8 protein-coding genes are annotated in these 12,203 nt (G+C 43.8%); 4 read left to right on the forward strand and 4 right to left on the reverse strand.

The window, feature by feature from the left end; genetic code table 11:
- Nucleotides 1-46: 46 nt before the first annotated feature.
- Both DFQ04_RS08315 and DFQ04_RS08320 read left to right on the forward strand, forming a co-directional pair.
- Nucleotides 47-1,381 carry a DUF418 domain-containing protein gene (locus DFQ04_RS08315; RefSeq protein WP_243739652.1) on the forward strand — a complete coding sequence of 445 codons (1,335 nt, stop codon included), beginning with the start codon at nucleotides 47-49 and terminating at the stop codon, nucleotides 1,379-1,381.
- Between the two features lie 41 nt (nucleotides 1,382-1,422).
- Entirely contained in the window at nucleotides 1,423-1,944 is a 522-nt protein-coding gene (locus DFQ04_RS08320) for a nuclear transport factor 2 family protein (RefSeq protein WP_133554700.1), read from the forward strand.
- Between the two features lie 71 nt (nucleotides 1,945-2,015).
- On the opposite strand, the gene DFQ04_RS08325 is transcribed toward DFQ04_RS08320, so the two are convergent.
- The 4 genes from DFQ04_RS08325 to DFQ04_RS08340 all read right to left on the reverse strand — a co-directional run bounded on the left by DFQ04_RS08325 (nucleotide 2,016) and on the right by DFQ04_RS08340 (nucleotide 8,268).
- Complete coding sequence (locus DFQ04_RS08325) at nucleotides 2,016-3,482, reverse strand: hypothetical protein (RefSeq protein WP_133554702.1); 1,467 nt, start codon at nucleotides 3,480-3,482, stop codon at nucleotides 2,016-2,018.
- Between the two features lie 4 nt (nucleotides 3,483-3,486).
- Complete coding sequence (locus tag DFQ04_RS08330) at nucleotides 3,487-5,658, reverse strand: hypothetical protein (protein ID WP_133554704.1); 2,172 nt, start codon at nucleotides 5,656-5,658, stop codon at nucleotides 3,487-3,489.
- Nucleotides 5,659-5,730: 72 nt separating this feature from the next.
- The gene (locus DFQ04_RS08335) at nucleotides 5,731-7,056 is read right to left on the reverse strand and encodes an adenylate/guanylate cyclase domain-containing protein (protein WP_133554706.1); all 1,326 of its coding nucleotides are present in this window, start codon (nucleotides 7,054-7,056) and stop codon (nucleotides 5,731-5,733) included.
- A gap of 9 nt (nucleotides 7,057-7,065) precedes the next feature.
- Entirely contained in the window at nucleotides 7,066-8,268 is a 1,203-nt protein-coding gene (locus DFQ04_RS08340) for an FIST signal transduction protein (RefSeq protein ID WP_133554707.1), read from the reverse strand.
- 422 nt (nucleotides 8,269-8,690) lie between these two features.
- Here DFQ04_RS08340 and DFQ04_RS08345 point away from each other — a divergent pair, with 422 nt between their 5' ends.
- Together DFQ04_RS08345 and glgP are read left to right on the forward strand one after the other, a co-directional pair.
- Nucleotides 8,691-10,349, forward strand: a complete 1,659-nt coding sequence (locus DFQ04_RS08345) for a carboxylesterase/lipase family protein (RefSeq protein ID WP_133554709.1) — start codon at nucleotides 8,691-8,693, stop codon at nucleotides 10,347-10,349.
- Between the two features lie 191 nt (nucleotides 10,350-10,540).
- Nucleotides 10,541-12,196, forward strand: coding sequence for an alpha-glucan family phosphorylase (gene glgP, locus DFQ04_RS08350; RefSeq protein ID WP_133554711.1), 1,656 nt, complete (start codon nucleotides 10,541-10,543; stop codon nucleotides 12,194-12,196).
- The last annotated feature ends 7 nt before the right edge of the window (nucleotides 12,197-12,203 follow it).

Here is a 12,203-nt window from a genome sequence, read left to right on the forward strand (position 1 = left end):
CGGATACGTTTATCAAACGGATTTTTACACAAAACGCTAAAAAATTTTGGAAAGCACCTCTCAAGCAAACTTACTAACTCCTATACAGGGGAATGACCGTATCGCCTCTCTGGATATCATGAGAGGCTTTGTTCTTTTTGGTATTCTATTGATGAATATCAATGCATTCGGACTCTATAATGCCTACAATGATCCTACCGTGACCGGAGGTTTCACAGGATTAAATAGATTGACCTGGATTAGCACCAACTTGTTTTTTGAAGGTACCATGAGGGGTCTTTTCTCCTTGCTGTTCGGGGTAGGTATGTTCATTTTTCTGGACCGTTTGGAAAAAAAAGGGGCTGGAATCACTGCGGCTGACGTGTATTTCCGGAGGTTGATATGGCTTCTATTTTTCGGAATCCTTCATGGATACATTTTCTTATGGCCAGGGGAAATTCTATTTGATTATGCATTGATGGGATTTTTGGTTTTTTCCTTTCGGAAACTCCAACCGAAAAGACTGATTCTTTATGCCTCAATCCTATTTCTAATTGGCGGTACTTGGAACTATTTTGATTACAAAGCCGAGAAAAGGCTTTCCGCTGAAATAGAACAAGTGGAGCAGTTGGTAGCTCAAGAAATCGCCCTTCCAGATTCCCTCAAAGGCGCTAAAGAAGTGATGGAAAAAAGAGCAGAGGAAAGATCTCAGGAGAAAATCAACGAAGCCAACAAGAAAAATCAAGGGGGATATTTTGATGTTTTAGCGGTAAGAGCTCCAATCAACATGGAGTTTGAAAAAATGATGTTCTACCGATACAATGCCTGGGATGTACTCAGCATGATGCTCCTAGGAATAGCTTTATTTAAGTTAAATATCCTCTCAGCTGAAAAGTCTTCAAAGACTTATTGGCTAATGGTGCTCCTGGGATATGGGATTGGGCTTACGGTGAATTGGCTGGAAATCACTCATATCATGGATAATAGCTTTTCTCCCCTCGCTTTTTACGAAGCCAATATTACCTATGACGTAGGAAGGGTTGCGGTAAGTATGGGGCACGTGGGCTTGATCCTGCTTTTCTGCCAAGCTAATTTCTTGAAAGGATTCAAGCGTAGTATGGCAGCAGTAGGCAAGATGGCCTTGACAAATTATTTCATGCATTCAGTGATTTGCATGTTTGTATTCACGGGAATGGGATTCGGACTCTTTGGCAAACTGGAGCGTTACGAATTACTCTACGTGGTCTTCGGCACTTGGATATTCCAGTTAATTATTAGCCCAATTTGGCTCAAATATTACCTCTATGGACCTATGGAGTGGCTCTGGAGATGCCTCAGCTACCAAAAAAGATATCCTTTCCGGAAAACAACTACATCTTCAAATTCTAATAGCCTAGAGTAAGATTGCCTAAACTTAGTTTTCACAACTTAACCCAATCACACATGAAAAAAACAATGCTTATTCTCATGATGGCCTTGATTTTCGGGGCTTGTAAACAAGAAGCTCGCTACACAATGCAAGCTCCTGAGATTGATTCAGTCAAGGCATTACTGGCTGCCTCAGCCAGCGGAGATTACGAAGGGCAGCGTCCCTTTTACGCAGAGAACGCGCAGATTTTCATTAATGCCACCAAGGAAAACCCCATCACCGTCGACCAAATGATAGAGGGGCAAAAATCCGAAATGGGGGATTTTAGTCAAATCTCCGTGACGGTTGAAGACGACGCCATCGAGATGGTCACCACCGACAACGGAGAAAAATGGGTGAACTGCTGGGGCACCTGGAAAGCAACCCATACTGCTTCAGGTAAATCTTTTGAGATACCATTCCATGAAACCTTCCAGTTTGTGGATGGAAAAATTGTCAAAGACCATGGGTACTGGGACAATTCCACCATCATGTCAGCCATGATGGAATACGAGGCTGCCCAAAAAGCGGCGGCGGACACTGTCCCTGCCATGTAAGCTCAGTCGAAATCCCAAATACCTCTACTATCAAAAGGGCGAAAGATTTACTTTCGCCCTTTTTAGTTGTCTCAATGGACGTCTTTTAATGACATGTAAACCTCATACAAAACAGGATTTGGCTGGGTTACCCTTGGCCCCCTAGGGGTAAAGGTATTTGGCGCCGGGGATAAGATCCCTCCATAAATAAACCCGACCAGCACTGGTCCAGGATTGGTGTTGCTGAAGACCTTGTTAAGATCCAAAATGGTAGAAGAGTTTCCGTACAAATAGGAAGTCACTGGTATAAAAACTGCGTTTGCTCCGAGATAACCCGGCAAAAGGGAATTGGGAGGGAGTTGTACCAATTCTACTGACTCCTGAACTCCGTCTGTGTATAAAGAGGACATCAAATTGGAAAAAGGCAAAGCCAAACTGGCAGGAGGAATCTCCAGTGAAGAGGAATCCTTGCTCAGCGCTTGGTAAGTAATCCCTCCAAATAGGGCAATCCGATTCATCCGATACGGCCAATTGCCCAAAAATGAATTGATTTTAGCGCTCGAATAAAGGTTCACCTGCTGAAGCAGCTGACTGTCCAGCTGGACAGTAGGATTGCCAGCCCCCAATCCCGTAATGTAAACCGGGCTTTGATAAGCCATGTCCTGATCTGTAAACACTCCTCCATAAATCACCGCCCCTAATGAATCCTGATCCGGGAGTAAAACCTCCGCTAGGTTGAAATCTCTGCGGTGTAGATTTACCGGATCTATCACACTCAGGGTATCTGTAATTCCCCAGCCCAAATTCCCCTGAATCAATTCAAACTTTCGAATCGCATTGGTATACTTACCCTCTTTTTGGGGCATGTAGGCGGAATCATAATTTTGGCCTCCGATCAGGTAAAAATTCCCATTGGAAACCATCATCTCTCCTCCAGTGACTTGAAGGAAAGGATCTTGGATGAATTTGGTAACAACCGATTCCAAAGCAGGCTGGGATCCATTGGATTGGACATATTGAATCAAGCTGGGCAGGTCAATTTCCATGAAAGCATCCGAGGTCCAATTGCTCACCTGACTGGTGCTATCCCGAAAGGTAAATCCACCGCTGACGTAAAGGGTATTTCCATCCTGAAAATACTGCTGGCTACTTGCGGTCAGGTATTTGAAATACGGCGCTGGAGCAGGTATTCCGTACGATTGGTTATTATCTAGATCGATTACCCAAATGGAGTCATTCGCCTGAAGCGTTTGAAAAGAGGGAGGATCTTGGTCCATGCTGTGCAGGCCTGATTTTCTCCCGCCCAAAAGCACCCAAAGACCATTTACATTGCCCATGACCGGGCTTTGGATAGCTGGAAGGTAAAAATTGAGTGTATGAGCGACCAAGGTCATCTGGATGAAATCCGTGTAAACAGAATCGGTGGAGGATTTGAGTTTTTCCAACTGAGCTTGGAAAGGTTGGTCTCCTTCGGGCTCTTGCTGGGAAGTAGGAGTACAAGCCCAGATCATCAGCAGGCTAGCCAATGCCCCGGTCCAGAGGGAAAGTTGATTTTTCATACGATCAGGAGTTAGGTTGGTTGAGCAGGTCGTTTGCCCACTTTTGTAGAAGTTTTCGTTGCTTGGCAGACAATTCCCGAGTCACTGGCATGTAATAGGGTTCGCTCCAGGCAGATTCATCAATGGCTCCAAGAAGGTAACGAAGTGTATTGGGCTCTGTCCAATTTTGCTCTGTAAAGGGAAGGACCGCATACATAATGGGAAGGACGGTCTCGTAATTTTTTAAAACTTCATTCATGATTACATCCCATGTAATTGGTAGAAGACCTTCCAAGTACGGGTCTAGCCTAGAGAAAGCATCCAAAACCCGAGTGGTAATACTATAATTATTTGCTGCGAAGTACAATCCTTGGCCAGGACCGGAAGGAAATTGCTGGTTGGGTGTAATTGCGAATACGTACTGGGTGCATCCTGCTTGGTTTACAGGATAGACAAAACTCACCCCATCATAAAAGTGAAAGGGAGTACTAATTATCCCAGTTGAGCCAGGAAATTGGTAGACCCCTGTCACAGGAGATGAAGAGGAAACTGGGATTCCCCTTCGAAAAACCCTTAATATGACAGGACCTCTTCCGCTTCCATCCGATTTATACCCATATCCGGCGGGTTGGTTTTGCTCTGCATAAGTTCCTTGCTGATCGGTAATAATCAAATAGTCATCTTCTACCATCAACGGACTCAATCCTGAAAGCAACTGAAATGACCCAAGAGACCAATCCACATTGGCAGGTAATGCAAAATCAAACACGCCCCCCTGAGCAATGAAATTTGCCATATTGTAATTGTCAATATGGGTCAATTGCCCAATAGTAATGGATGGGCTTCCATTGTCCGGATAAAAAACAAGGTTTAAAGTTCCAAAGTCATAATTCTCAAAAGACTGAAAGGGAAGAATCGACGTAGGGCCACCGTAACCTAAGGTTGGTAAGAACCCAATGCCATACTCACTGATAGTCCCGATCAAGTCAAGGGAAATCATTCCGTAGGCTTCATTGATTTTCAAAAACGCCGGACAAAGCTGTAGAGGAGATTTTAGAGTTACTTTGACTCCAGCTTGGGTCGTTGGGATATCCATGCTGGAAGTGTCAGCAGTAGGATTGGCGGAGGTTGGATTTTTCAGAATTCTGCCAATGGTATTGGTCGTCATATCACCCGGCACAAATGGGGTAATGGAGCCGGAAATAGCAGCTCTTGCCGGATTTTTGTGTACTGGGGTTTGGTTATTGCCTAAAGGTACGGTCGGCATGGTAGAATAATCCGGATTATGAACTTCATACACCTGATGCACCAAAATTTTCACGGACAAATGGGTCACCGAATACCCTGCTGCTTGGTTCAATGCTTGTTGGAAGCTTGGATCTGTAGTGCCTTGGGTTAAATCGATCGTAGTATAAAAATACGCACATCCACTCATTGGCATCAGCAAATCGGCAAACCAGTTGATAACTTTACTGATTCCAAGCCAATTGAAGGTGGCTTTGCATGGCTTTCCGGAGAAATAAGTTTTGGGAGTGCTTGAATTGGGATTGTATACCCCTGCATTTCCAAAAAAGAGCTGGGTACAGGTTTGCCCTATGCTATCCACATCACAAAACATCGCCGAAGTCTTGGGGTTTTGGGCATAAAAATCTTCATGAAATGAAAAATTAGCACCCAAAAGAGGGAGAAATCCAGCAGGACATCCAGAGGTATTCCCAGGCACATAGGTCGATACTCCTCCATTACCATCTGGTAATTGGATTCCAGTGATTTGAACATCTTCAGTAAAGACGCTCATGTCTCCGAAATAATTCCAATAGCCTGGCTGAACCCAACCTGCATTTAGCATTTCTTGTACTCCGTCTGTTGTTGGGTTGGTAAGCGGTACTAGTCCATATAAGGCCCAATACTCAGAGTCTAATGAACATTTACCCAACACCTGAGTGGCCCATTGATCAAAAAGCTCGACGGTATTGATGGAGCTTATTTCTACATAATTACCTGGCTGAACAGTATATCCGGCAGCTTTTACTGAAGGGATTAGGTCAGGGGTCAGATTGACGATTGGTGGAATTATTGGCCGGGCTAAAACCTGGTCATACACTTGTAATGGATCAAATCTTCCATTGTTGGCAGTTGCCACATCAAATAAGACAGACCCATGAAAATTAATCCGAGGAAAATCGAATTGACTCATTGCATTAAGATTAAGAGGGTTGAGAATTTTAAATAGGCTTCATCAGCCCGGGTACGCTAAAAACGCTACGCTTTAGCCTTTCGGCTCTACAAAATACATTCGGATGTTCCCCGCATTTTTGGCTGGGATTTCTCCTCGATAGTGGCAGGAAAACTCCTCCTGAACTAGCTGAAAGGTACTCTCACTGATGTTGATCTTTCCGGCTTCGCCAGAGGATTCCATTCGGGAGGCTACATTGACCGTATCTCCCCAGATGTCATAGGCAAATTTCTTGATCCCTACAATCCCGGCAACTACGGGACCGCTGTTTAGTCCGATTCGAATTTCAAAATAAGGTCTACCCTCTTTTTGTCGCTCTTGCTTGACTTGATCCACAAAATCCCGGATTTCCAAAGCGGCTCTGACAGCAATTACGGCATGATCTTCTCGCTCTACCGGCAGGCCTGCCACACACATGTAGCTATCGCCAATGGTTTTGATCTTTTCGATACCCAGCCTACTAGTGATCTGATCAATCTCCCGGTAGTAAAAGTCGATTTGCTCTACCAGATCTTTGGACGAAAGTCCAGCACTGAACTGAGTAAAGTTTTTGAAATCCGTGAACAATACCGTCACCAAATTGTAATCCTTGGCTTTTACAGTTCCTTTGGCTTTGAGCTCCTGGGTGGTTTCATAGGGAAGAATATTGAGGAGTAAGTTTTCACTGATCTCCTTTTCTTCTTTGAGCTCTTTGGTCCTTTCCTCAACCAGTCTTTCCAAAACAGCCTGCCTTTCGAGCTGATTTTGGACAGTCGAGATCACTCCTCCAATCGCATCTAGAATATTCAGGTGATAGGGAAGTACACCTTTTCCTTTTTGCAGCAACTGAGGCCTACGTCCAGCAAAAAAATACCCCAAAATCTCTCGATTATGGATAATCGGAGAGAAGATCAAATGGTGGATTTCCAATTGATCCCGGAGATATTTTTCAAATTCATCATGAGGCTCGTCCTGATTGAGAATGACTGAGTTTTTGCTTTCAAAAAAAGCCGAAGGAACTTCAATGATTTTTTCGCGAACGCCTTCTGTGTTGTAGGTACCAAAGCCTTTGAGGTATTTGAGCCTAAAATTTAACGTACCCTGTACTTCTGGCAAGAGAATCGATGCCACGTCCATTTTGAGACGGACGTTGATGCTTTCTGCAAGATTATCAAAAAGCACGTCCAGTTCGCTATTGGCATCTACATTTTGGAGTTCGGCGATGACTTTCAGTCCTTCGGCCATTTGAATTACGTCCTTAGAGAGATCAGAATTGCGGTACTCCAAACTCATACAAGTAGTAGTCAGGTCCTTCAACCTGTTCTTGTAATAATTGATTTCCTTCTGCGCTTGCTCTAATTTTTCCTCTAGGGACGACATCGTTGTCTTTTATTTTTCTGCTAAAAAACACAATACTCCTGTCCAATCCAGAGGCTGAAGTACTCCCCCTACTCGGGCTACTTCTACTCCTGAATAAAACCCAGACAAGGGGATTCCGGCTACGGCATGCTGAACTTGCTCTGCATCCTCAAAATCTACTCCTGAAAAAGGCCGAGCCCTTCCCCCACAGTTGATATAAAAAGAAAATACTGGAGAAGAACCTTCCATTTTACGCTTTAAGTTTTGAATTTCACCCTGGACATAATCCGGTTCAAGGTTTCTGCGCATCAGTTGTACTTCGGTTCCAGCAGTCAAATCCGGCTCAAACATGATCAAGGCTTGATGCTCCTCATCAACTGCCAATGCAAGTCGATTTGCAAAATCACTTTCTTTAAACTCCCCAAACTTATCCCCTCTGTTTACCCCAAAGGTGACATTCATTGCAAAATCCTTGACATCCACTTGATCCGCTCCTCCCAAAAGCTCCTGTACTTTGGCAATGGCTGGAGAACCGTCAATTTCAAAAATAACCGGGCCTTCTGATTTGGTGATGGTCAAATAATCACTGCATGGATGGCAGCCATGAAGAATGGTGGACTCCATCACGCAATCTCCTGAAATCATGATCGCAATGACATGCTGGGTCATAACTTCATTATTGACGATCTGGTAGCATTCGCTCAGCATCATATCAGCCAGAAATCCACCCCCAACGCAAGGCAAACCTGCAGGCAGGTAAGGCTCCATGGAAGCAAAAAGGGGCGTAGCAAAGTTGAGCATTGGAGGGCTTTGCTGTTTACTGGAGTCATAAAATACCATGAGGCCCTTCAGATCGTCTCCAGCGATCGCCTGAATTTTCTTTCCAAGTTCTTCCCCAGCTTTCGCTTCATTCAAGTTTAGACCTCCTTGTTTGACGACCTCAAACTTGATTTTGTCCGAACTAAAAATGGTGACCCCTACCTCAAATCCATCATACCCGATAAATGAATCCGTGATAATTCCGAAGGAAGTACCTCCCGCTTTTTCGCAATCGGGAAGGATTTCATTGACGCCTTGAAGAAATTGTTTGGGATTGTGCTTGCCTCCACAAAAAATCAAAGCAAAATCTGCTCGATCAATTTGTCCATTGGCTTTGGCTTTGCTTGCGGCTTCTTTGCCGGCTAAATAGGAATCCGTTTGGTTGCTGTGTCCTATTCCAACTTTTGTTTTCATTCTAGCTAATAATTAATGTTATAAAATTGTATCTATCCAATATTAAATAGTGTAAAAAGAGATTATATATAATAAAAATGAAAGCCTACCTCACTTTTTCCGAGATAATTTAATCATTTAAATACTGGAAAATGCTAATAGATTTACCAGAAAATTTTTTGACTACATGAGTGGTCGTTGATCAATCATTCTATTGAAAGGAAATCAACCCCTACTCCATTTTTCTTCTGAGAGGAAAAGTCAAAAAACAGATACATTCTGATCTCTTATTTCTACGAAAAGCCAATATCTAGTCAGCCTCTACTTAGTGGTTCAGCAAAGATCAAATCTTAAAGGAAGAATAAGATTTTTAACGGTTTTGAATTCTCCTTCTATTTATACAATTTGAGACAATAGTGAATTGACCTTAAATCCAAACCCTTATGAAAAATAACCGACGAGATTTTTTGCAAAAAATCGGTCTGGGAACAGCAGGTATTGCAGCTGCCCCATTTGCTGTAAATGCAAACCCTCTTTCAACCAATTCTCAAGAAGCCGACGAGGATCAAATCCTTCAAATCGGAGATGATATCGCAGTGGCTAATACTGCCTATGGCAAAGTAAGAGGCTATCAACTGAACGGAGTATATACTTTTCTGGGAGTGCCTTATGGAGCAGATACTTCGGGAAAAAACCGTTTTATGCCTCCACAAAAACCAGCAAACTGGGAAGGAATCAAGGACACCATTTGGTGGGGAAATACGGCCCCACAAATCATGGACAACCGCTATGCAAATGTCCACTATTCCTTTGCTGACCACTGGAATTACGATGATGTAAGTGAGGATTGCCTCAAACTGAATGTCTGGACTAACGGAATTGCTGATGGTAAAAAAAGACCGGTGTTAGTTTGGCTACACGGAGGTGGATTTACCAATGGAAATGGAATCGAACAAGATGGCTACCATGGGGAAAATCTCGCCAAAAAAGGAGAAATCGTATTTGTCTCGATCAATCATCGCTTGGGGCCGATTGGGTTTACGGATCTTTCCGGAGTAGGGGGAGAAAAATTCGCTCATTCAGGAAATGTAAGTCAACTGGACATCATCGCTTCTCTGGAATGGGTCAGGGACAACATTGCCAATTTTGGAGGAGACCCGACAAATGTTACGATCATGGGCCAATCTGGGGGCGGAGCGAAAGTTACCTGCACGATGTCCATGCCTGCAGCAAAAGGACTTGTGCACAAAGGGGTTGCACTAAGCGGAAGTATGTTGGTGGCCAATGATCAAGAGTACAGCCGCAAATTAGGTCAATATGTGATGGAGGAAGCTGGGCTGACTCCGGCTACTTTGGATAAACTCCAAGAAATGCCTTGGAGAACCTATATCGACGTTGCCAATAAGGCCTTGGACAGGATGAGAAAAGAATTCCCTCAACCAGGATTCCGAGGAGGATTCGGTCCGGTAGCCGATGGAGTGAATGTCCCAAAAGGTGAGTTTTTCTCCAATCCTTCCAGCCACGAATCCCAAATCCCTTTAATGATTTGTACCACTTTCCATGAATGGGGAGTCACCCGAACCAATCCCCAATTGGAAGCGGCAGGCCCGGATCAAGCGATTGAGATGCTAAAGCCTAGATTAGGAGATAAAGCCGGGGCGGCCTATCAGGCATACGCTACACATTTTCCTGGGAAAAAGCCTGCTGAAATTGTCGCCTTAGCCGCTTCAAACAGAGTAAATGCCGTGGCTTGCGGTAATGCCAAAGCCAAGCAGGGTGCGCCGGTGTATATGGCCTGGTTTGGTTGGGAGCCTAATTTATACAACGGTAGAATGAGGGCTTTCCACTGCATTGACATTTGTTTCTGGTTTGATAATACAGACCGAATGTACACTCATACCGGAGGAGGAAAGCGTCCAAGAATGCTTTCGGAGAAAATGTCGTCTTCCCTTCTAGCATTTATGAAAACCGGAAATCCCAATGCAGGAGGCTTACCAAATTGGCCAAAATTCACTCCGGAAAAAGGAGAGACTATGGTTTTGAACGATGTCTCTGAAGTAAAAAATGACCCAGATCGGGAAGCTAGAAAAGCATTTGCCTAAGTTAATCCTGTTGTAGAAAGAAAGACCTAAATCCCGAAAAGGAAAATTTCGGAGAGTTTAGGTCTTTTTCATTTTCCAATGTGGAAAGCACACTAAAGCATAACCTTGAATTTGGGCAAAAGTAATTTTATCAAAATTTAAGTTTAATCCATTTGGATTTCAGTTATTTTGAGCCCTCAATTTTCGATGCTATGACTGACTTTAAAAATTATAAGGTTCCCTATAAACCTGCCTCAGAATACAGCAAATCCGTGGCTTACTTTTCCATGGAATTTGCCATTCACCAACCTCTAAAAATATACAGCGGAGGTTTGGGATTCCTTTCAGGCTCACATTTGCGAAGCGCTTATGACCTGAAGCAAAACCTAATCGGTGTGGGTATCCTTTGGAAATACGGCTACTACGACCAAATCCGAAATCATGACCAAACCCTAAAAGCGGATTGGTACGAAAAGCAATACAGCTTTTTGGTGGATACAGGGATCAAATTTACCGTACCTGTTCACAATCAACCCGTTTGGGTGAAGGCTTGGTACCTTCCACCGGATACCTTCAAATCGGCTCCTCTTTTCCTATTAAGCACCGATTTGCCTGAAAATGACTACCTGAGCCAGACTATTACTCATAAACTTTACGATTCAGATACTGCCGCCAAAATCGCCCAGATGATGATTTTGGGTATTGGTGGGGCCAAACTGATTGATGAACTCAATTTCAATCCTGATGTCTATCACCTGAATGAAGCACATGGACTGAGCAGCGTTTTTTACTTGATGAATAAGTATGGCAATAAGGAAGAGATCAAAAAACGCTTGGTCTTCACCACCCATACGCCAGAGGAAGCGGGTAATGAAAAACATGATTACCATCTTTTGGACAAAATGAGCTTCTTCTATGGCTACTCCATTGCTGAGGCTCAAAAAATAACCGGAATTGATGGCAACATCTTTAATCACAGCTTGGCGGCTTTGAGATTTGCCAGAGAGGCAAATGGGGTAAGCCAGCTACACGGAGAAGTAAGCCGGAAAATGTGGGGAGGCTATTCGGATATTCCGGAAATCCAGGCGATCACCAATGCGCAAAACTGGAAATATTGGGCGGACAAGCAGCTTTACAGATTTATGGAGGAAGCCGACAATGAAGGATTTGATGATAGAAAGCGATACCTCAAGAAGCGGGCTTTTGAAATTGTGGCAGATCAAACCGGGAAAATCTTCGATCCGGACGTGTTGACTATTGTTTGGGCAAGAAGATTTGCGGCCTACAAAAGACCTGACTTGATCGCTCAGGATATGGAGCGATTCGAAAACCTGGTGAATAACTCCCAATTTCCGGTACAAATCATTTGGGCTGGAAAACCTTACCCAATGGACTATGGAGCTATTTCAGTTTTCAACTCCCTAGTTCACCTGAGCAAGCGCTTCAAAAATGTGGCGGTTTGTGTGGGTTATGAACTTACCTTGAGCAAGCGCCTAAAGCAGGCCTCTGACGTTTGGTTGAATAACCCTAGAGTTCCAAGAGAAGCTTCCGGCACTTCGGGGATGACCGCTTCTATGAATGGAGGGGTGAATTTCAGTACCTATGATGGCTGGATTTGTGAATTTGCCAGACATGGCGAAAACTGCTTCATCATTCCTCAGTCTGATTACCAAAACTTAAGCATTCATGACCAAGATCAGTGGGACTTGAACCATTTGTATGAAATCCTTCAGGGGGAAATTCTTCCACTCTACTACAGCAACAAGAGAAAATGGAGAGATATCATCCAGGCGGGAATGCACGATGTACGCCATGAATTCGAAAGTGACCGAATGGCCAAAGAGTACTACCAAATGATCTATAAATAAAGCAAAA

It is taken from the genome of Algoriphagus boseongensis (genome assembly GCF_004362805.1).
In the GTDB taxonomy this organism is placed as follows: domain Bacteria; phylum Bacteroidota; class Bacteroidia; order Cytophagales; family Cyclobacteriaceae; genus Algoriphagus; species Algoriphagus boseongensis.

What these genes read in the sequence shown, in the direction of transcription:
- DFQ04_RS08320 (WP_133554700.1), top strand. Translation starts at nt 1,423, where the DNA reads ATGAAAAAAACAATGCTTATTCTCATGATGGCCTTGATTTTCGGGGCT.
- DFQ04_RS08325 (WP_133554702.1), bottom strand. Translation starts at nt 3,482, where the DNA reads ATGAAAAATCAACTTTCCCTCTGGACCGGGGCATTGGCTAGCCTGCTG.
- DFQ04_RS08330 (WP_133554704.1), bottom strand. Translation starts at nt 5,658, where the DNA reads ATGAGTCAATTCGATTTTCCTCGGATTAATTTTCATGGGTCTGTCTTA.
- DFQ04_RS08335 (WP_133554706.1), bottom strand. Translation starts at nt 7,056, where the DNA reads ATGTCGTCCCTAGAGGAAAAATTAGAGCAAGCGCAGAAGGAAATCAAT.
- DFQ04_RS08340 (WP_133554707.1), bottom strand. Translation starts at nt 8,268, where the DNA reads ATGAAAACAAAAGTTGGAATAGGACACAGCAACCAAACGGATTCCTAT.
- DFQ04_RS08345 (WP_133554709.1), top strand. Translation starts at nt 8,691, where the DNA reads ATGAAAAATAACCGACGAGATTTTTTGCAAAAAATCGGTCTGGGAACA.
- glgP (WP_133554711.1), top strand. Translation starts at nt 10,541, where the DNA reads ATGACTGACTTTAAAAATTATAAGGTTCCCTATAAACCTGCCTCAGAA.